At 43.2% G+C, this 21,359-nt stretch carries 19 protein-coding genes; 11 read left to right on the plus strand and 8 right to left on the minus strand.

What is annotated here, in order from left to right; all coding sequences use genetic code 11:
* Window positions 1-11 precede the first annotated feature (11 nt).
* The 4 genes from D890_RS0107015 to yhfZ all read right to left on the minus strand — a co-directional run bounded on the left by D890_RS0107015 (window position 12) and on the right by yhfZ (window position 3,274).
* The gene (locus tag D890_RS0107015; RefSeq protein ID WP_018963812.1) at window positions 12-1,349 is read right to left on the minus strand and encodes a YhfT family protein; all 1,338 of its coding nucleotides are present in this window, start codon (window positions 1,347-1,349) and stop codon (window positions 12-14) included.
* 94 nt (window positions 1,350-1,443) lie between these two features.
* A complete protein-coding gene (locus D890_RS0107020) occupies window positions 1,444-1,821 on the minus strand; it encodes a DUF2620 domain-containing protein (protein WP_018963813.1) in 378 nt (125 codons plus the stop codon).
* A gap of 7 nt (window positions 1,822-1,828) precedes the next feature.
* On the minus strand, window positions 1,829-2,206 hold the full coding sequence (locus D890_RS0107025; protein ID WP_018963814.1) for a hypothetical protein: 378 nt from the start codon (window positions 2,204-2,206) through the stop codon (window positions 1,829-1,831).
* A gap of 138 nt (window positions 2,207-2,344) precedes the next feature.
* The gene (gene yhfZ, locus D890_RS0107030; RefSeq protein ID WP_018963815.1) at window positions 2,345-3,274 is read right to left on the minus strand and encodes a GntR family transcriptional regulator YhfZ; all 930 of its coding nucleotides are present in this window, start codon (window positions 3,272-3,274) and stop codon (window positions 2,345-2,347) included.
* A 396-nt stretch (window positions 3,275-3,670) separates the two neighbouring features.
* On the opposite strand from yhfZ, the gene D890_RS0107035 reads away from it, so the two are divergent.
* The 9 genes from D890_RS0107035 (at window position 3,671) to glnA (ending at window position 14,309) form a co-directional block, all read left to right on the plus strand.
* Window positions 3,671-4,780, plus strand: coding sequence for an aminotransferase class V-fold PLP-dependent enzyme (locus D890_RS0107035; RefSeq protein ID WP_018963816.1), 1,110 nt, complete (start codon window positions 3,671-3,673; stop codon window positions 4,778-4,780).
* Window positions 4,771-5,928: a YhfX family PLP-dependent enzyme gene (locus tag D890_RS0107040; RefSeq protein ID WP_018963817.1), complete on the plus strand. Its 1,158-nt coding sequence runs from the start codon at window positions 4,771-4,773 to the stop codon at window positions 5,926-5,928. The genes D890_RS0107035 and D890_RS0107040 overlap by 10 nt, the downstream gene beginning before the upstream one ends.
* Complete coding sequence (locus tag D890_RS0107045; RefSeq protein ID WP_018963818.1) at window positions 5,925-7,130, plus strand: phosphopentomutase; 1,206 nt, start codon at window positions 5,925-5,927, stop codon at window positions 7,128-7,130. The genes D890_RS0107040 and D890_RS0107045 overlap by 4 nt, the downstream gene beginning before the upstream one ends.
* A 210-nt stretch (window positions 7,131-7,340) precedes the next feature.
* Window positions 7,341-8,165 (plus strand): aldo/keto reductase, encoded by an 825-nt coding sequence (locus D890_RS0107050; protein WP_018963819.1) that lies wholly within the window; start codon window positions 7,341-7,343, stop codon window positions 8,163-8,165.
* 153 nt (window positions 8,166-8,318) lie between these two features.
* Window positions 8,319-8,933: a serine O-acetyltransferase EpsC gene (gene epsC, locus D890_RS0107055; RefSeq protein ID WP_245533162.1), complete on the plus strand. Its 615-nt coding sequence runs from the start codon at window positions 8,319-8,321 to the stop codon at window positions 8,931-8,933.
* On the plus strand, window positions 8,909-9,793 hold the full coding sequence (locus D890_RS0107060; RefSeq protein ID WP_018963821.1) for a PLP-dependent cysteine synthase family protein: 885 nt from the start codon (window positions 8,909-8,911) through the stop codon (window positions 9,791-9,793). The genes epsC and D890_RS0107060 overlap by 25 nt, the downstream gene beginning before the upstream one ends.
* Window positions 9,794-10,138: 345 nt before the next feature.
* Window positions 10,139-10,768, plus strand: coding sequence for a peroxiredoxin (locus D890_RS0107065; protein WP_040363601.1), 630 nt, complete (start codon window positions 10,139-10,141; stop codon window positions 10,766-10,768).
* A gap of 85 nt (window positions 10,769-10,853) precedes the next feature.
* Window positions 10,854-12,836, plus strand: coding sequence for an ATP-dependent helicase (locus tag D890_RS0107070; protein WP_018963823.1), 1,983 nt, complete (start codon window positions 10,854-10,856; stop codon window positions 12,834-12,836).
* A gap of 144 nt (window positions 12,837-12,980) precedes the next feature.
* Window positions 12,981-14,309: a type I glutamate--ammonia ligase gene (gene glnA, locus D890_RS0107075; protein WP_018963824.1), complete on the plus strand. Its 1,329-nt coding sequence runs from the start codon at window positions 12,981-12,983 to the stop codon at window positions 14,307-14,309.
* 51 nt (window positions 14,310-14,360) lie between these two features.
* Here the strand turns inward: glnA and D890_RS0107080 are convergent, their stop codons facing one another.
* The 4 genes from D890_RS0107080 to D890_RS0107095 all read right to left on the minus strand — a co-directional run bounded on the left by D890_RS0107080 (window position 14,361) and on the right by D890_RS0107095 (window position 19,423).
* On the minus strand, window positions 14,361-14,630 hold the full coding sequence (locus D890_RS0107080; protein WP_018963825.1) for a MoaD/ThiS family protein: 270 nt from the start codon (window positions 14,628-14,630) through the stop codon (window positions 14,361-14,363).
* An 8-nt stretch (window positions 14,631-14,638) separates the two neighbouring features.
* Window positions 14,639-16,483, minus strand: a complete 1,845-nt coding sequence (locus D890_RS0107085) for an aldehyde ferredoxin oxidoreductase family protein (RefSeq protein WP_018963826.1) — start codon at window positions 16,481-16,483, stop codon at window positions 14,639-14,641.
* A 181-nt stretch (window positions 16,484-16,664) separates the two neighbouring features.
* Complete coding sequence (locus tag D890_RS0107090; RefSeq protein WP_018963827.1) at window positions 16,665-17,993, minus strand: TldD/PmbA family protein; 1,329 nt, start codon at window positions 17,991-17,993, stop codon at window positions 16,665-16,667.
* Window positions 17,990-19,423, minus strand: coding sequence for a TldD/PmbA family protein (locus D890_RS0107095; protein WP_018963828.1), 1,434 nt, complete (start codon window positions 19,421-19,423; stop codon window positions 17,990-17,992). The genes D890_RS0107090 and D890_RS0107095 overlap by 4 nt, the downstream gene beginning before the upstream one ends.
* A gap of 109 nt (window positions 19,424-19,532) precedes the next feature.
* On the opposite strand from D890_RS0107095, the gene D890_RS07980 reads away from it, so the two are divergent.
* Both D890_RS07980 and dnaA read left to right on the plus strand, forming a co-directional pair.
* The gene (locus tag D890_RS07980) at window positions 19,533-19,730 is read left to right on the plus strand and encodes a hypothetical protein (RefSeq protein ID WP_156802701.1); all 198 of its coding nucleotides are present in this window, start codon (window positions 19,533-19,535) and stop codon (window positions 19,728-19,730) included.
* Window positions 19,672-20,994, plus strand: a complete 1,323-nt coding sequence (gene dnaA / locus D890_RS0107100; RefSeq protein ID WP_018963829.1) for a chromosomal replication initiator protein DnaA — start codon at window positions 19,672-19,674, stop codon at window positions 20,992-20,994. Before D890_RS07980 ends, dnaA begins: the two co-directional genes overlap by 59 nt.
* Window positions 20,995-21,359 lie beyond the last annotated feature (365 nt).

The raw sequence follows: 21,359 nt of genomic DNA on the forward strand, positions 1-21,359 counted from the left end.
TCTCCCATTCATCATAGTAAATGGAGCAAATAGAAAACGTTTAGTAAAATGCCCGTTACAATAGCGGCCAGCGGTGACGCAGCCATTCTTATGAGTGGACGGCCCAAATACTCATTTATCATGTACATGGAGACAAACAAGCCAAAGCCCAACCAATTTTGTCCTGTAGCATTGGGAACATTCATATTTAACACCGCTAACGCCGAACCAATGAGCAAAGCCACTTCCAAAACATTATTCATGGCCGACCTTATGTTATCTGACGCTTCTCGTAATGAGGGGAAACTACCTAACCCTTCACCTACCAAGCGCAGTACGGATACTTCCAGAAGTATGGTCCCAGCGCCCAGTACAAAAGCCATGATGTGGCCGAATATCCCTGTACCGAATAAAGCAGGTGCCAGCCAATAACCCACTGGGTAGACAAAGGTCAAACCCACCACACCGTACACACCAGAAGCAAGCGAGGTAGTAACTATAAGAGGAATAAAAGCTAATCCTCTTACAAAATCTGCAGCCGCAACATTGGATAAGCCAGCCATTGTTCCAGAAGCATATACCTGATGAAGTAGTTGAAAATCCACTTCAGAGCCAGCAAACCACTGCATATTGCTTACTAAGGAAACCAATCCACCGATGACCATGAGCAAAGGTAAAGATTTGAATATGCGTAACGTATTCTGCGTAAATATGTTTTCTCCTTTAGCTGCAGCTTTCTCTTCTTTACTACGTTTGGAGTCTTTCGCTATGGCGAATACGACCAGAAGAATGACGCCGACGAACATTTCCAATGCCTCAGGAGAAATGGAAGTTCCTCCGATGGTAATAATATTTAGTGCGGCGAGCTGACGAGCAACTAACTCAAGTAAAAGCGTTGCTACACCGCGTTGCCATCCAAACTGTGAAAGTACGGCAAGCGCTGGGAAAAGTGCAAAACCGGCAATGACTGGAGAAGATAGAGCTCCCAGTGCATCAAGCATGTTGACTGGCAGAATACTTAATACGGAATGAAGACCATCAAAAAATGCGGTTACACCTACTCCCCACACTGCGCCTAAGACACCAGCAAGCCACCCATAAGGTGCCACTATACCTAAAATATCGGTAGGCAAAAACAGCAGCCATGGGTTTAAAAGACCAGATGAAATGGTAAAAGCAAACCCCATAGACAAGATGAACCCGGCGCTCAGACCAAAAGCCACTGAAGCCATTTCGCCCCGCTTCATACGGCCTTCGTTGTATTCAGGCATGATGGGTCTAATTCCATCATGGAATACCGCTCTACCGTAATGAGAAGCCAAAGATGTCAATGCACATAACACTGCGACAATCACTAACTTTAATACCATTTGTTCTCCCTCCTCTAATTTATCGGTACCGATACCCCAAAACGTTCTACAGCGCAGTCAGTGACGTTGTCTGAGGCCACCCCAAACACAATGATTAGCTGTCCATACCGTGCTTCTTTAATATGCTTTTTACCAGCATGGGAACGGTCTCATCGATAGCTTCCACAGACATTCCAAACGCAACTTTCCCTGATTCAACAAGTTTGTCAATTTCTTCCTGCTTAGGTCTTCCTCCAGCCTTTGCTACGGTAGCGCAATTGCTGTAGCCCAAGATTCCTATGGGGATAGACAGAGCTGCCCCACCACCGCTGTTGCACGCACCAAAATAGTAATCTGCTTCTCCAGCTTTGATTTTCTTTGCCGCTTCAAAATCAGACATGACAGATGTGGTTACATTGTCTCCTCCAGCCTTTCTTGTAGCTCTTTCCACAGCATCTTTGTTCAATCCACCTATAACGATGCGAATAGGCATATATTAGTCACCTCCCTTCAACCTCACTTTTTGCTTCCATTAGCAAATTAATGTATAAAACAGCAAAGTTGATCTCTCCCATGGGAACTTCAGACAAACCTGTAATGTTTTGAAAAAGGGATATCATATCGTTGGTGATTTCCGTAAGCCCCTTTATGCTTTCCATAACTTGGTCTGGCGTAGAATCAATTGCTTCGCCTAAATGTATGCGATTTAAAGCCTTGGCAACATGAACAGCGAACATCCCACCTACTTCGTTTTCCACCTCTACGCCATATGTTTCTTCCACGTATCTGAGAATGTACAACGTTTGTTCATATTCATTGGCGTCAATTTGGTCAGAGTTCCTAAGAATATCAAGTCTTTCCAGTACCTCGCTGTCCATTTGCCTATCCCTACTTTCCTTAAAAAGGTTAAATTCCAGATACGGCAACTACCCTGTTAAGACGTTGTTATAAAATTGTGATGTCAAATTAATTATACAGAACTTTGTACAATATTCTATATCAAGGGAGTAGTTTCATCAATACTCTGGAAGTAGTTCACAGGAAAGTACTTTTTTCTGTATATCAAGAATCAAATCGCGGTCAATAAGGTGCTTAAAAACGTTTATTATTGCTTTCTTTGATTTAACGACTACAATCGCCGCCACAGTGGCTTTTTCTTCCAAACGCCGAGCTTCTTCCTGTTGAAAATCAAAGAATGGCGTATCGAGGCGCCTATCGGTAATTTCATCCACATTCCAAACAGCCGCATCTATGTTATGTTTTTGCAAGTTTTCTAAAATCTGGTTGTAGCTCAAATCTACGTAGGTTACATCTTTCCCAGCACATTCCGCTTTAGTAAGAAGCAGCTGGTCCACAGAGCTATTGTCCAAAGCAACTCTCATACCACTTTCTATGGTTTTCAACTTCGAATCAGAAAGAAGTACTTTATGCCCACCCACATAAGAATATTCGCCAAAATCGGCTACCACCTCTACGTTTTTTCGCGCTGTTTTTAATGTTTCCGCCGCCAACAACGACATGACGGCAAAATCATACTTGCCATCGAGAAGAACTTCCTCTCTACGGTAACCACCTCTCATGTAAGCTAAACTAAGAGGTATGCCAGCTTTTTCAAAAGCCTTATAAAGCCCTGTTGCCATTCCTTCATATCTCCGCGAGTAAGGAAGTGGCATAACACCTGTTACCGTCTTTAGGTCGGAAAGGTCCCACAGCTTCTTGTAATCTATTTTGTCAATGAATGTCCCATTATGTCTTTTTGCGCTTATTACAACAGCTCCTGAATCCTCAAGGTATTTAAGTGCCGCTTGTATGGTTCCCCTACCCATACCAAACTGGTCAGCGTATTCCCCCACGGGTTTTATCTTTTGGCCTTCTTCCATAGTAAGAAACCTACGGGCTAATCTAACTACTGCTGTTCCGTTTTTTGTCAATAAATTTTTGTCCAATGCCCCGCACCACCAAACTGTCAGATTGTGTTGTGAAAAAACACCATTCGGCTTTTACGTGAACATTATCATTATTCGTATGCCGTAAGTCAATTATAGCAACATACAATGGCGCAAAACAGCTTGTAACCTAACATCTGATGGAAAACGGTAAGTTTTTTATGTAAGCAAATACATCCTGTGGTTTACTAAATAGCTTGCTAATAATGTGCTATAATGTTTTGTACAAAGTTTTGTACATTGGGATGGCGGTGGCAATTATGTTACTGATGACAATAATAAAGCAGGTATTTTATAAATGATGCACCACATGGGGGAACGTCTTATTTGTTTCGATTCTTGCAGTAGTGTGATTCTATATGTTCTCGTTACTGCCTTTTATAGCGAGGTGAAACCGTGGAAACATATCCATTAGAGTTTTTAACGCTGGAGGAAGCAAAAGAATTACAGTTCAAGCTCGTAGATGTTATAACAAAACATTTCTCTGGTGATGAATTCTTGAACATGGGAGATTTAGGCGTGGCGCCATCCCATGGTCGGCCATTAGCCACAGCAAAGGTGGAAGAGACACTGGCTGACTTTTTTGGTTCTGATGATGCAGTGTTAGTCAGAGGTGCAGGCACGGGAGCCATAAGATTTTCACTGCAGGCACTGCTAAACCCAGGAGACAAAGTAATCATACACAGCAGCCCTATTTACTCCACAACAGCAAGCACCATGCAATATATGGCTTTGCAACTGGAGTATGTAGACATGAACGATTCACAAAATGTTTTGAAAGCACTCAGCAATAACAAAGACATTAAAGCTGTCTACATTCAACACTCTCGCCAAAAAGCTTCAGACCGATACAACATGTATGAACTCATTAAAGAAATCAGAAACAGTTCTGACGTGCCTATCATAACAGATGAAAATTACACGGTGCTCAAAACCCATTGCATAGGTACGCAAGTAGGTGCCACCGCTTCCACTTTCTCTTGCTTCAAACTGCTTGGACCAGAAGGTATAGGCTGTGTCATTTGCGAAAAGCGTGTAGCAGATAAAATCCGGCAGATAAACTATTCAGGAGGTGGTCAAGTTCAAGGCTATGAAGCCATGGAGGCGCTCCGATCGTTGATCTATGTACCGGTTATGAATGCTCTGCAAGCAGAAGAAATAACAAAAGTAGCTGAAACGTTGAATGAAGGAACCATCAGAGGCGTAAAAGGAGCTTACATAACCAACGCTCAATCCAGAACCATATTGGTAGAACTCGACCAGCCCATAGCAGCCAAAGTTATAGAAGAAGCTGGCATATTAGGGGCCGCTACACACCCCGTAGGAGCAGAATCAAGGTATGAGGCTACGCCTATGTTTTATCGCCCCTCAGGTACGTTCATAAAAGAAAATCCACAAATGAAAGATTATATGATAAGAGTAAATCCCATGAGAGCAGGGAGCCAAACGGTAATCAGAATTCTCAGAGAAGCACTTCAAAAAGTGAGCGGTGCATTATGTTCTTAGAAACTGCGATAAAAAACAATCCAGCGCTGCTGGATGCAGCATTCTTTTTTCACAAACACCATCTTATCGAACCGAATACATACTGCATTGACTTAGACATGGTTAGGATGAATAGTGCGCTCATCGCGCAGGAAGCTCAAGCTCAGGGGATATCGCTCTATTTCATGTCAAAACAGTTTGGCCGTAACCCATTGGTCGCACGTGCCGTAAGTGAAATGGGCTTACCACAAGCTGTCGCTGTCGACATGGATGAAGCGCGCATTTTGCATAATGTAGGAATAAAGATAGGCCATTTAGGACATTTGGTACAAATCCCGCAATCAAGCATAGAAGAAGCACTCATGATGAATCCAGAAGTTATTACATGCTTTGGTGTGGAAAAAGCACGACAGATAAACAAGGCCGCACAAAAACTTGGGAAAATACAAGATATTTTATTGCGTGTAATTGACGAGAAAAGCTGCCTTTATCCTGGGCAAGAAGGTGGCATATGCCTACGTAATCTGGAAGAAACGGCAAAAGAAATCTTAAGTCTGGGCAATGTTCGTATTGTTGGCATTACGTCATTTCCATGTTTCTTGTATGATGACGAATCAGAAAGTATTAAACCAACCCGTAACATGGAAGTCCTAATTGATGCAAAAGATGTTCTAACGCAAATGGGCATAGAAGTAAAACAAATTAATGCACCCAGTGCCACATGTGTTTCATCCATCCCCCTCTTAAAGAAATGCGGTGCTACACACGGTGAACCAGGGCATGCACTCACAGGCACCACACCGTTGCATGCCCTGGGAAATGAACCTGAGAAAATCGCCATGGTTTATGTTACTGAGGTATCACACAGAGATGACCATAACGCATATGTATTTGGCGGAGGCTTTTACCCCAGGTCTCATCTGAAGCATGCTTACAATCCAGAGCATAAACACATTTTTCAAGCGCAAGAACTACCAGCAGGAAACATTGATTATTACGGCAGAGTGGAAGATGAAGACGGCTTACTCAACATTGGGGATGGTGTTCTGTTCGCTTTTAGAACACAAGTGTTTTTTACACGATCTAAGGTGGCTGTCATAGAAGGAATACAAAAAGGAAAGCCAGCACTTGTAGGCATCTACGATTCCACAGGGAGGCAGCTAAAGTGAGACGTGTAATACTTTTAGCCATAGATAGCCTCGGTGTAGGCGCTATGGATGATGCAGAGGAGTTCCGTCCTCAAGACAAGGATGCTAATACCCTTTTGCATGTGGCAGAGCATAGCGAACTGCACGTGCCAAACCTTGAAAAAATGGGCGCAGGAAACTTAGTGGAAACAGCCAAAATAAAAAAGATTTATCAGCCCATAGCCAGTTACGGTTCCAGCAATCTCATGCATTTTGGTGCAGATACATACCAAGGTCATCAAGAAATAATGGGTACAAGGCCTAAAATGCCCATAGAAAAACCGTTCAGTTTTTACATAGATAAGGTAGAAAAGGCATTGATTGAAAACGGGTACACGGTAGAGCGTCCAGACCCAGAACATCCATTCTTGTTAGTTAATGGTCTTGTCACTGTTGCCGATAACTTGGAAGCCGATCCAGGCCAGAATTACAACCTTACGGCACCATTGGATTACATAACCTTTGAGGATGAGCTCAAGATAGGCCGCATCGTTCGTCAAAATGTGGAAGTGGGACGCGTTATTGTATTTGGTGGCAAAGGTGTCTCTGTAAAGGATATTTTGGATGCTGAAGAAGTAAAACAAGATGGTGTCATAGTGGGCATAAACGCCCCCAAATCTGGTGTCTACGATAGTGGTTACATGGTAAGGCACCTGGGTTATGGTGTTAATCCTGACGTTCAAGTCCCCACACTTATGAAAAGAGCAGGCTATGATGTTTCTTTGATAGGCAAAATGGCTGACGTCATCGTTTGCGAAGGAGCGGAGTACTTGCCTATGGTAGAAACAGAAAATGTTCTGAACATCATCTGTGATAAGCTCCAAACGCAAAACAATGGCCTCATAGCAGCAAACGTACAGGAGACAGATTTAGCTGGACATTCGCAGGACCCCATTAAGTATGCAGAGAAGCTGATGACTGCGGACAAACGCTTACCAGAGATTATGAGTCTAATGACAAAGGAAGATGTCTTAATAATTACAGGAGACCATGGCAATGACCCCACTGTAGGGCACAGCCACCACACCAGAGAAAGAGCCATCCTCCTGGTTTATTCAGAAGGATTGATGGCACGTCCTTTGGGCGTAAGACAAACATTATCGGATATCGGAGCAACCATAGCAGATTATATGCATGTGGGAGAACCAGAAAACGGAACAAGCTTCCTAAACAGCTTATTGTGAGGCGATCTGGCCATAAATCATAACTTCCGGTGGTAAATAGCGCAGTTCAATTTGCGTAAGCAGGATATTAAATTTCTCATTTAGCAAAGCAAATGTGCAGGAAACACATACCTTTTAAGAAACAACAAAAGATGGTTTGGTTATCGTATATTTTTTAAGTGTTACTATTAATGAATAGGAAAAGCATATCAGCCATAGGGAGGTCATAACATGAGTGTACTTACAGAAACATACGTGCTCAGCAATGGTGTCAAGATTCCGAAGGTGGGTTTCGGAACATGGCAGGTACCTAACGGTGAAGTTGCCTACAATGCTGTTTCGTATGCTTTAAAGGTGGGTTACAGACATGTGGACACAGCTTACGTATACGGCAATGAGGAAAGCGTAGGCAAAGCCATAAGAGAATCGGGTATACCGCGCAATGAAATTTTCGTTACATCGAAACTGCCGGCAGATGTCAAAACATATGATGGAACGCTGGATTACTTTGAAAGAACGATGAAGAATTTGGGCTTAGATTATTTGGATTTGTACTTAATACACTGGCCATGGCCCTGGAATGAAAAGGGCAAAGATTATAAAAAAGAAAACATAGACGTATGGCGAGCTATGGAAAAGCTGAACACTGAAGGGCGCATTCGTGCCATAGGTGTTTCTAACTTTGACGTGGAGTATCTTCAAGTGCTCTTGGATAATTCAGAGATAAAACCCATGGTTAACCAGATAAAATTCTTCATAGGCAATACACAGGAAGAGATTACGCAATTTTGCCAAAAGAATGGCATATTGGTAGAAGCTTATTCACCACTGGCAACGGGAAGACTCATTAACAACGGGGCTATACAAAAGATTGCAGATAAATATCACAAGACTGTTGCCCAAATCTGCTTGCGTTACGTTTTGCAAAGGAACGTCTTGCCTCTACCTAAATCTACTACGCCTGCGCGCATAGAAGAAAATGCCAAATTAGATTTTGAAATTGCTCCTGAAGACATGGAGTATTTAAACAATTTAACAGATACGGTTCAAGCGTAATCATATTAAAACTAAAACAGGTTCCATCTTGCTCTCTATCAAATAGCTAAGATGGGACCTGTTTTCGAAGATTAAAACTACACGAGCGTTTGCTTACGTTTCCCTTAATATTTTGTTCTATAATGCACTATACTGTCGGGTATAAGCTTTTAGATGGATAACGAAATAATTCGAAGTAGGAGGCGACCAGCAAATGGGATGCGGTTGTACACATTGTGGAAAGAACTTTCTCAAGTCAGAAAAGATTTACGTCAGGATTATCAGGCTCTTTTAAAGAGCGACCCTTCTTTAGAAACTCCTTCGCAAGCACGGTTCCATGCAGGTTTTAGAAGTTTAAAGCTTTATAGGTATGCCCATGCATTTTATAAATCTGGTTTCATAAATGTGGCGTCTTTCTTGCATCTTATCAATCGAATCGTGTACGCTGTGGATATACACCCTGCGGCAGAAATAGAACCTGGAGTTGTTATAGACCATGGCATCGGCATTGTCATAGGCAGCACAGCTAAAGTCGGATCAGGTAGTATTATTTACCACGGTGTAACGTTAGGCGCAAAGGAAATATGCAGTGGGATAAGGCACCCACAAATAGGAAAGAATGTTTTTATCGGAGCGGGAGCCATCATATTGGGGCCCATAAACGTAGGAGATAATGCGCGCATAGGTGCAGGCAGTGTGGTAGTTAATGATGTACCGCCTTTTGCTACCGCTGTAGGTGTGCCCGCAAAGGTGGTAAAACAAGAATGCGTAAAGGAAGTGGTAGCGTGAACACACTCATTGAAACTCCCATGGCATACATAGAGCCTTACGGCATTTATGCAAAACTGGAACGCTTCAACCTCACAGGAAGCATAAAAGATAGACCAGCTTACTTTATGCTCATGCACGCCTTAAAAGAGAACCTTGTGAGCAGTGGCGGAACCATTATAGAGCCCACATCTGGCAATACAGGCATTGCGCTGGCCGCACTTGGTTCTCAGATGGGCATAAAGGTGGTTCTAACCATGCCAGCTTCGGTCACACCAGAACGAGTAAAACTTGCCCAAAGTTATGGCGCACAGGTTTTGCTAACGCCTGCCGATGAAGGTATGAGTGGGGCTATCAAAAAAGCACAAGAGTTAAAGGAAGAACGTCATGGATACATCCCCGATCAGTTCAATAACCCCTTTAACACTCTTGCCCATGAGCTTACTACTGGTCCAGAAATCCTTAAGCAAATGAATTGGGACGTGCAGGCATTCGTCGCTGGAGTAGGTAGCGGCGGTACCATAACGGGCGTTGGAAAAGTACTCAAGAAAGCATTAGGCAATAAAGTAAAAATTGTGGCTGTAGAACCAGCCGAATCTCCTGTATTATCTGGAGGAAAACCAGGAAGTCATATTATACAAGGTATAGGGGCAGGTTTCGTGCCAACGATATTCGATGAAAATGTGATAGATGACATCGTTTTAATAAGCGGAGAAGAAGCCATGAATGGCGTAAAGATGCTCAACGAAAGAGGTTTTTCCGTTGGTGTTTCTTCAGGAGCAAACTTTATGGCTTCACTAAAAGTAAAAGAACATCTAAAGCTGAAAAACGTGGTAACCGTGTTCCCCGATGATGGGCTCAAGTACCTTAGCATGTTTTAAATTAATGTTTAATAGCTATATGACACATCGTACAAATAAGTGTATAATAACGCTGTGGAAGGACTGTAACACATAACCGCGTGGCAGGCATGGGCAAGCACCTCCCGCTCCAACCTGACCACCACCCCCCTTCCCCATCTCATAAACTTAACTCCCGGCCTCCGACCCCCCCTCGGAGGCTCTTTTTTTTGCAAAGATTCTTTTTCGTAAACAAAAAAAAGCTTTGTTTTCTCTGACGTTCCCCATATCAATGTTTTGAATAATGCAAAAAGGGGTATAGAACATTTAGTAACAGAAATGTTGATATAAAGGAGCGTGGTAGTGGTGGAAAATGAGCAAGGAAGGATGCCTCTTTTAGGGGAAAAATTTCCAGAGCTTGAAGTAAAGACAACCCAGGGGATGATGAAATTACCCGATGATTTTAAAGGCAAGTGGATGGTGTTTTTCAGCCACCCTGGAGACTTTACGCCAGTATGTACCACGGAATTTGTTGCATTCCAAAAACGCTATGACCAGTTCAAAGAACTTAACGCAGAACTTATAGGGCTTTCGGTAGATCAGGTACCGGCCCACATAAAATGGATTCAGTGGATAAAGGAAAATTTAGGCGTTGAAATTCAATTCCCTATCATAGGTGACGAACTCGCCAGAGTTGCAAAAACTTTGGGGATTATCCATCCAGCTAAAGGCACTAACACAGTCAGGGCAGTTTTCATTGTAGACCCACAGGGTATTATAAGAGCAATTCTGTATTATCCACAAGAAATCGGTAGAAACATGGACGAAATTTTGAGAATGCTGAAAGCATTCCAAACGGCAGACGCTAACCATGTATCCATACCAGCAGATTGGCCCAACAACGAGATTATGGGTGATGAAGTAATCCTTCCGCTTCCTCAGGACATCAAGAGTGCGGAGGAGCGCATGAACCAACCCAACTGCTATGATTGGTGGCTCTGCCACAAAAAACTGTGATTTCCCCTTCCCCATTTAGCACATATTAGTCCCCTTTAAAGCCTCCGATAACCCCTCGGAGGCTTTCTTCATTTATAATAAGAGTGTGGACTCCATAGATTTAAGCAAATTAAATGAAGCGCAGAAGAAAGCGGTAACAGCCCCTCCAAAACCACTTGCGATCATAGCAGGTCCGGGCTCAGGCAAAACAAGGGTACTTACTTATAGAGCGCTGTATGCTGTGAAAGAATGGAATATGCCTCCTGAACGCATATTAGCTATAACCTTTACGAATAAGGCGGCAGATGAGCTAAAGGAAAGGCTGGGCAAACTCATACCCGAGGGTGAACGAATCTTTGCGGCGACTATGCACAGTTTTGCTGCACGCATGCTTCGATACTTCGCTCCTTATGCAGGAATAAGTCAGAACTTTGTTATCTACGATGATGATGACAGTAAAGGGCTCATAGAGGACATACTCAAGCGTATGAACATGGATACAAAGAAATTTAGGCCTGCTGATGTCTTGAACCACATATCGGCTGCAAAGGCAAGAATGTTTGATAGCAACACGTTCCCTGAGTTCGTACGCCAACGTTTTGGATCATGGGGCTATTACTTCGATGTGGTCCATCAGGTATTCATGGCTTATGAACAGATGAAACAGCAAAGCCAGGCACTGGATTTTGACGATCTCATTTTAGTCTTGGCGGAACGTATGGCTGATAAGCAAGAATTAAGAGAAATGGTATCCAACCTATTCGATTTGATTATGGTGGATGAATTCCAGGATACCAACCTGGCGCAGTACCAAATGCTACTTTATATGACGCACCCGGAGTATTCTCGCATGAATAATGTGACTATTGTAGGTGACCCTGACCAATCTATTTACGGATTTAGAGCCGCCGAATATTACAATATAAAGCGCTTCATAGAGGATTACAACCCAGAACAAGTCTTCTTGGATTTGAACTACAGAAGCAATAGAGTTATTGTGGACGCTGCATCAGCATTGATCAATGATAGCCCTTCAGCACTTTTCGAGCGGAAATTGGAGAGCATGAAAGGCGAAGGTACGAAACTCGTTTTGCGCAGGCCCTTTGACGATAACGATGCGGCAGTAACCGCAGCTTATGAGGTAGGGCGTTTACATCAAATGGGTATACCCTATGATGAAATTGCCATACTCATGAGAACACGAGCACTTACAGCTCGGCTCGAAAGAGAGTTTGCTTCGCGTAACGTTGATTATCACATTATTGGTGGCGTACCATTCTTTTCTCGTCGAGAAATAAAAGACATCCTAGCTTATATAAGGCTAAGCAGAAATCCCTACGACAGAGTTAGTTTAAAGCGCATACTCACTATGGAAAAACGCGGTTTTGGAAATGCCACATTAGAAAAGTTTTTCAGTTTTGCTCAAGAGAACAATACAGATTTAGTGGAGTCTCTAAATGCTGCTGTTGAAACATTGCTGTTCAAGAAATTCGCCCAGACAGACTACTTAGAACGCCTTTACACATTGCTACAGACATTGCAAGAAATGAGTGAACCTGCTCAAGCTATAGATTTCGTATTGGAACAAGAAAACCTGTATGACCATTTTAGAACCATAAGCAAATCTGAAGAAGAGTATGTAGAACGGACTGAAAACATAAAGCAACTGCGGTCCATAGCTGAGGAGAGCACTGATATGGAAGATTTCTTACAGCGCAGTGCTCTTGGCACCAGAGAAAACAATGGTGGATCAGAAGGGGTTGCCATATCTACGGTACATGGAGTAAAGGGGTTGGAATTCAGAGCAGTCATTCTTTATTATGTTACCGATGGATTCTTTCCTCACAGCCTTTCAGTAACCACTACAGAGAAAGAAGAAGAGCGTAGGCTACTCTATGTAGCCATGACAAGGGCCAAAGATAACCTCATTTTTTATGTTCCTTATCGCCAACCTTGGGGTAACGGTATGGAGCAAATCTCACGCCCATCACCATTCTTACGTTCCATTCCAAAAGAACTGTGGGATGGGAAACCGCAGGAAATAGAATCGCTTTACACAAATTACTCTGCCCAACGTTGGCCTGATTAAACCGCGTAAACACACACGGCGTTGACAATGTTCCACGTGGAACATTTCCGCTATAAACAACATGTAACCTCCCCTTAAACAATGCAATGCTTTGTAGTACTAAAATCTGCCTCATATTGAAAAGATAAAAAGGGGGCTACGCTTTTGGCAATTACAAAAGAGAGCATACTTAAGATACTGGAAAAAGAATCCATAAGGTTCATATATCTGCAATTTACCGACCTTTTAGGCACTCTCAAAGCCGTCTCTGTTCCCGTCACAGAAATTGATAACATTCTAAATGGCAAGGTCATGTTCGATGGTTCTTCCGTGCAGGGATTCGTTCGCATAGAAGAGTCTGACATGGTCCTCGTACCAGATTTATCCACCTTCGCTATATTGCCATGGAAAGATTCTCCCAAAAAAGTGGCTCGCCTAATATGTTTTGTCCACAGGCCAGATAACGAACCCTTTGAAGGAGACCCGAGACGCATTCTACGGCGCGCCGAAGAAGAAGCCTCCAAAATGGGTTTCACCTTGAATGCTGGGCCTGAAATGGAGTTTTTCCTTTTCCCCGATGGCAACCACAACAAACATGACCTTCTCTTGGATGACACCGCAAGCTACTTTGATTTAGAACCATTGGACAAAGGCGAAGACGCACGTCAAAGCATAGTGGTAACACTTCAGGATATGGGCTTTAACATTGAAGCGTCACATCATGAAGCCGCGCCTCATCAACATGAGATAGACTTTCGATATGACAGAGCTATTGTGAGCGCTGACAACGTGATGACGCTAAAAACGGTAGTAAAAGTCATAGCAACGCGTTTTGGGTTGCAGGCAACATTTATGCCAAAACCTATTCTGGGTATAAATGGTTCGGGCATGCATGTACACTTATCCCTTTCCGATAAAGAAGGCCGTAATGTTTTCTACGACCCCAGCGATGAGCATGAACTCAGCATCATAGCTAAACAGTTTATCGCAGGCATAATCAAACATATAAAGGGCATCACACTTCTGCTGAACCCAACAGTGAATTCCTATAAGAGGCTTGTGCCACATCATGAAGCACCTGTGAACATAGCGTGGTCGTTCAGTAATCGTAGTCCCCTTATAAGGGTCCCTGCAGGTAGACAAAATGGAACAAGGATAGAACTGCGCAGCCCAGACCCATCAGCAAATCCTTACCTTGCCTTTGCGGCCATACTAACGGCTGGCTTGGACGGAATAAGAAAGAACCTTACGCCACCTCCCGCGCTCGTAGATAACCTTTATGAGATGACCGAAGAAGAACGCCAACGAAATGGCGTGGGCTCGTTACCAGCCGATTTAGGTAGTGCCATAGCTGCATTTAAGGAAGAGCCGTTAAATAGGAAACTGCTCGGCGACTTCGCTTACAGCAATTTCTTGAAAGCAAAAGAGATGGAGTGGATAGAGTACAGAAAACAAGTCCATCCTTGGGAAATAGATAGGTATTTTAACGTATAAAACGAAAGAGGGGAGCCTTTAAGCTCCCCTCTTTCGTTTTATGATGACTTTCTAACCACCAGCAATAGGTGGGAGGAACACAACAGTACAGCCATTTTTTAAGGCACTGCTCATACCATTCAGTGTGGATATATCTCTGCCATCTACAAGTATTCTTAAACCCTTTATAGTGTCCATGGCTGTTTGATATGCCTGTCCATATTGTTTTATAAGTTCATCTAAAAGGCTTTGAACTGTTGCGTTTTCATCGAGTTGCATAGTTTCTTTCTCTTTGTTCGTTACTTGCCGAAGATTTCCAAAATACTGCACCAAAATATCCATGTTACTTTTCACCTCGCAGCATAATCCAATGTGAAATCAAGCCCAAGTTCACGGAGTTTATCAGCTGTGGGCAAACCTGTTTCTTTATCCCATCCACGTGCCGCGTAGTAATCATCCAACAACGCATCTTGTTCAAATACTTGGCCAGCTGCAGGCCCATAAGGCAGAGGTTCTTTTACGATGCGTTCAGGCATTTTGTCATCTTTTCTTGTAAAGCCTTCTCGCGCATTGAACATACGTTCCAAATTGACAATGCGTTCTCCCACAACCCACATGTAGTTCGGATCGGCAAACGTTTCTTCACCCGTAGCGCCGTACATGAGTTGGCTAAATATATCTGGGCCAGTCATCAGTGAAGCAAAAGTACAAAGTATGCCCGTTTCTGTGAAAGCAGCCCAATCTTGGTTGAATTTTGTAATTTCACCTTTGCCTTCTACGGCAAATCGGTCAACTGGGTGAGGAATGGGAATGCCAAACAACTCCTGGGCACCATATCCATAATTGTGGTCTGCTCCCAGTGGAGATGTTACCAAGCTTAAGCCATGTGCTTTAGCACCCCGTGGGTCATAAGCAGGCAGTTCCAAACCTTTCACATTAATGGCGAAATACTCTGAACCATGGCCATATTTCTCTGCCATACGCTTTGTTCCTTCTGCCAATACGTCACCAAAGCCTTCTCTGTGTGCAATCATTTCTACCAGTTTCGGTACTGCCTCCACGTTTCCGTAAACTAATTCCAAACCATCGGTATCATCTTTCGTGATAATGCCCTTTTCGTAAAGTTCATAAGCGAATCCGATACTTTGTCCAGTAGATAGCGTATCCAAGCCCAGTTCATCGCACAACCGGTCTGCTAAAACAGTGAGACCGATTTCTGCCTTGCCCATGGGCCCTGAAAAAACCCAAAGGGTCTCATATTCAGGACCTTCGCTCCACGAACCTCTATAAGGCCCTTCCCACACTTTTGTTATCTGGCTGCACCGCGTCATGCAGTTGTGGCATCCCATTTTTCTTACACGGAGTTTGTTGTATTCAGAAGCTTGAAGTTTTTCCCACTCCGGCCCAGGAGCTTCTCTAAAGTTGCGCCAAGGGTACATGCCAAGAACAGCCGTGAGTTCGGAAGCTTGCGTTCCGCTGGTGTGCATCATCTCATACATGGGGCTGTTTCTATAAGCATTTACTTGTGCTTTTAAGGCTTGCTGAAACACATCAGGCTTAGCTATGGGCACCTTATTGTGGCCACGAACAGCCACAGCTTTTAAGTTCTTTGAGCCCATCACAGCACCACCACCGCCACGTGCAGCCGCCCGTCTATCACTAAACACACCGGCATAGCGCACCATGTTTTCTCCAGCAGGACCAATAGCCGCCACACGCACGAATGGATCGTTCAGTTCTTCACGTATGAGCTGTTCAGAATCAGCTAAGTTTAATCCCCACAGGTAAGCTGCATCTCTTATTTCTACTTTGTCATCATTTATCCATAAGTAAACAGGTTTGTCAGCTTTTCCCTTTATGACGATGACATCATAGCCAGCATACTTCATCTCAGGAGCAAAAAAACCACCGCCTGAAGACTGGAAATAGCCACCGGTAAGAGGCGACTTGAAATAAATCTCAAACCTGCCTACCGATTGAGCACCTGTAGCAGCAAGGGGCCCAGCTATGAATATGACTTCATTTTCTTCGCCATAAGGGTCAATTCCGGGCTTCAAGTCATCATAGAGCATCTTGGCACCGAATCCTCTGCCGCCCATGTAGTCTCGGATAAGCTCTTCGTCTAACTCTTCAGTGGTCCAGGTTCTGTCTGAAAGATTAACACGCAGGACACGGTTCATATACCCACCCCGCATGAACATCGCCTCCAAGAGATTTTATGAATAATATTATAACATTTATTTATTGCATTTATAAAACAAGCCATAAGAAAACATGGTAAACAATGTAGAAGAATCAATTGTTTTATTGAGCTAAAATATGAAAGGGGAAGCGCTATTGCGTTTCCCCTAATGTGAATAATGTTACATTATTGATTTACATAAAATTAAAGTTTTCTATTTTTAGCGCCGGAGCCGTCGTAGAACCCATCTCTTCGCCTACCATCATTAGTTCAGAACCAATATCTGTGGTATGCTGAAGCGCCTCAACAAAGCTTTGTAAGAATCGTGTATTGTTCACGGCCTTTGTAACCTTACCGTTTTCTATGAGGAATGTACCGTTTCTCGTGATACCAGTGGCCAATACGGTGAGTGGATCAAGGTAACTGCTCACATAGTTCAACATGGTCACCAATACACCATGCTCAGTTTCTTTTATCAGTTGTTCCTCGCTCTTTTCTCCAGGTAGCATTATCACATTCAACGGTATGGGTGAATACCCGTAGGCTTCAGGAGGCAGAGAATGACCAGTGTTTGGATGATTAAGCATTTGAGCAAGCCTGCTGTCAAAGACAACATCTTTAGCAACGCCGCCTTCGATAAACTGTACAGGTTTTTTCAGGTAACCTTCAAAATCCATGGGCATCCTCAGTGCAGTTAAATCATCTAATCCCCAATCATATATCGTCATGAACTTTGGGAATAGCTGTTCGCCGCGATGCTCCCACACATAACTATGACCTTGATAAGCGGCTCGTGCGTTAAAGGTGAACATGGCCATTTCTTCGAGTAGTGTACCCACAGCCAAAGGCTCCAGTATTACCGTGTATTTACCTGGTTCTAAAGGTTCTGGGTGCTGGCTATCTAAGCACTTTTGCAAAGCACGTTCGGAAAGTTGTTCCCAAATAAAATTGCCAGGGTTATTAAACTGGCTTATTTGATATCCACTACCTTCATCTTTCATGTACATGGCTTTCAATAAGCCTACGTCTGACTCCCACTGAATGGAGGTGCCTGCACTGTTTCTAATGATGAGTCTTTGCCTTTGCGCGTTAACCAAACCGAAAGAATCAACGCCCGCTTTTACGCCTTTATCAATGATATTGGCAGCAATACGTGCCCGCTCATCATGGTCGTCTATTAGGTCCTCTACAAAACGAGACTTCATATCATACTGCTGCTCACCTGTTTCAGAAAGCTGCAGGGTGCTTTCACTTGCAGAAAGTTCTGCATTACTGAGCGCTTTTTCTAAAAGTTCATCGATGCGATCTTCCTTCACCGAACTGGTAGCAGCTATGCCCACTCGTTTATTCTTTTCAACCACCACTGTTACACTCATGTTTTCCTGGCGTACATGCTGGTGTATGCGGTTTACCGCGAACCTGGTCAGCAAGTTCTCCTGATTACCTGCTACTACCAAAGTTTTATCAGCTTTTTTGTTGTTAGCAAGTTTTTCCGCTATGTTATTTAATGTATTATCAATCATTCGTTCCCACCTACCTTTACGTTCTTAAATAGGGCAGGGGAAGTACCGTGTGCAACACGCATGGTTTGCCCTGGTTCACCTTTTCCACAATTGGGCAGGCCCCAAACACGCCATTCCTGCGGTCCAGCCACAGCGACCAAACTATTCCAAAATTCTGGCGTGATTCCCCAGTAAGATGGATTCTTATAAAGTTTTCCTTTCTTACCGTTCTTTATCTCCCAGGCCGCTTCCGCGCCGAAGTGGAAGTTCAGCCGCTTGTCATCGATGGACCAGTTCTTATTTAAGTCAAGCATGTAGCCGTTGCCAGCCATATCCATAAGTTCTTCTAATGTTTTATCTCCAGGAAGCAAACTCACATTAGTCATACGCACAATGGGAAGGGACCACCATCCATCAGCTCTGCTGGCACCTGAGGAATTGTGCCCTATTTGAGAAGATGTCTCCCTGTCACTCAAATAGTCTACAAGTAAGCCTTCTTTTATGAGATAAACTTGGTGTGCTGGAGTCCCTTCGTCGTCCCACCCAAAACTGCCTAAACCATAAGGCAACGTAGGATCACTGGTAATATTCATGACTTTACTTCCGTATTGCAGCTTGCCCAGTTTGTCCAGCGTTGCGAAAGATGTGCCAGCATAAGAAGCTTCATATCCCATGACACGGTCCAATTCTGTAGCATGACCCACAGATTCATGAACCTGCAAAGAAAGTTGAGGCCCGAGCAAAATAAGGTTGGCCACACCTTGAGGCAAATCAGGAGCGCTAAGAAGGGCTACCGCTAAATCAGCGACTTCATCAGCATGTCCGACAAAATCCATTTCCTCAATGAATTCCCATCCAGCTTTTCTGAAATCGCCGAAAGAGTTTGGATAGCTTTTCACTTGAATTTGCGTTCCATCCATGGCAGTAGCTTGTATTTGACCACCAGACTCTACATAATGCTGAGTCACATACGAACCTTCAGAACTGAAGAATTCCTTCTCTTCTTCAAAAAACTCAAGGAAATGTTCCCTGTGTTTCAGCTCAGGTCTGGTAGCCATGCGCTTATCAGCTTCAAGAAGAACACTAACTTTCTTATCTAAAGGTAACTTAAAAGGATCAATTTCACATGGGCCCTCATAATGACCTGTTACCGGTGCTTGTGCTTTCCACTCAAGCTTTTTTGCGCTTGCCATGGAAGAAGCTTTAGCAATTTTTACAGCTTCGTTAACAGTTTTTTCAGCATTGTCAAAATTGTAACTTGCAGAAAAACCAAAGGCTCCATCCATCAATACGCGGATGTTATAGCCATCTGTTTCCGATTCTTGTACTTCCTCAAGCCTCCCATCTCTTACCGCAATTTCTTCTGTCCTTCTTCTTACTCTTCTGGCATCAGCATAAGTTGCGCCCTGATCCAGTGCTTTTTGAACTAAACCCTCTAAAAAGTCTTTCAACTGAAGCCCACCTCCTTGAGGCTATTATATACATAAACACAATATTTTTGGACAATGAATGTAAAGTCAGTAAGTTATCCATATAACCTTCTTCCTGTCTATCGTTTTTGTGTTTGTTCCACGTGGAACACTTTTTACGTTTTCTTCGTTTTTTACCACTTATCCACAGAAGCCTGTGGATAATGTGGATAACTTTTTGCTGTCCTGTGGATATGTGCTAAAATTTTCCACAGGAGGTGTGGACAAATATGGATCCGAAAGAGCTCTGGAAACGGTTTTTGCAGGAAATCCAGAAGTACGTCAGTAAACCTGCTTTCGAAATGTGGTTCAAAGACAGCGCCATAGAAAGCTTAGAGGAATCAAACGTAGTCATAGCTGTTTCATCGGACACAGCTAAAGAATACATAGAAGAAAACTACATGCCCATTGTAAAAGAAGCGCTAAGGCGTATAACGGGTTTGACACCCGATGTAGCAGTGGTGGTACAAAAGAAAAAAACCAACGATGTCTTCTCAAACACGTTGCTGAAACAACCGAAACCAAAATCTCTCATACGACTGAACCCACGATACACCTTCGATGAGTTTGTGGTAGGAGATTCTAACCGCTTAGCATATGCTGGCGCAAGGGCAGTGGCAGAGAATCCCGGGAAAAAGTTCAACCCGCTCTTCATATGGGGAGGCGTTGGACTTGGGAAAACTCACCTCTTACACGCTATAGGCAATTATTTAGTTGACCAAGACGATACAATGACTATTCTTTATATAACGGCGGAAGAATTCACTAACGAAATGGTGGAAAGCATAAAGAAAAACAGCCCTGAAGATTTCAGAGCTCACTATAGAACCGTAGATGTGTTGCTTATCGACGACATTCAGTTCATCGCAGGGAAGGAAGCCACCCAAACGGAATTCTTCCACACATTCAATACACTCTACCAAGCGGGGAAACAGATTGTTATGACCAGTGATCATCCGCCCCAGGAGCTAACTTTACTTGAAGATCGGCTAAGAAGCAGGTTCCAACAAGGGCTTACTGTGGATATACAGCGTCCCGATTTCGAAACACGCGTTGCCATATTAGAAAGGAAAGCTCAAAAAGAAGGGTTAGATGTACCCAGTGAGGTCATTGAGTTTATCGCCCATGCTGTAACAACAAACATAAGAGAATTAGAAGGCGCTCTTACCAAAGTTATCGCTTTAGCCACCTTGCAAAATGTTCCACTGACCTTGGGCTTGGCAAAACAGGCTTTAGGTGAAATCGGCCCGGACCAAAACTCTGCGTTAAATGCACAAAGCATAGCTGAGCAGGTGGCATCCTACTTCAATATGACCTTGGAAGATTTGAAGTCCAGCAAGAGAAACCAAGACCTTGTGATGCCACGTCAGATAGCTATGTACCTTATCAGGCAGTATACAGATATGTCCTACCCCGAGATAGCAGCCTTCTTTAACAAGAAAGATCATACTACTGTGATGTATGCCATTGGAAAGATACGCGACGCGCAGTTGAACAACGTAAGCGTGCGTCATTATGTAAACGACATAAAGAAACGCCTTAACATCTTGTAATCCACATGCTTGAGTATGACCTGTGCAATTCCTGTTTACGAATAGGAAAATTTTGTGTAAATTGTGGAAAACTTTTCATTTTTTGAGTTTTTGGTGCATACTGTGGAAAATAATCCACAACTTATCCACAGTATACACAGCTTTATAAACCTACAATAAATAAAGTTATCCACAGTTTTCACAGCGTTAATACTACGACTGAAAAAAACCAAAGAAAAAAACATAGTCATAATAGAGAAAAGAAAACAAGAGCGCTACGAATACGACTAAAAACTTCCTTTTTCTTCCAAAAACAAAAAAACATGAACAAACAAAATAAGCAACAGCTTCTATTTAGCATGTTAGAATAATCATCAACGAACTGA

Origin of the sequence: Coprothermobacter platensis DSM 11748 (assembly GCF_000378005.1) — a bacterium.
GTDB classification, from domain to species: domain Bacteria; phylum Coprothermobacterota; class Coprothermobacteria; order Coprothermobacterales; family Coprothermobacteraceae; genus Coprothermobacter; species Coprothermobacter platensis.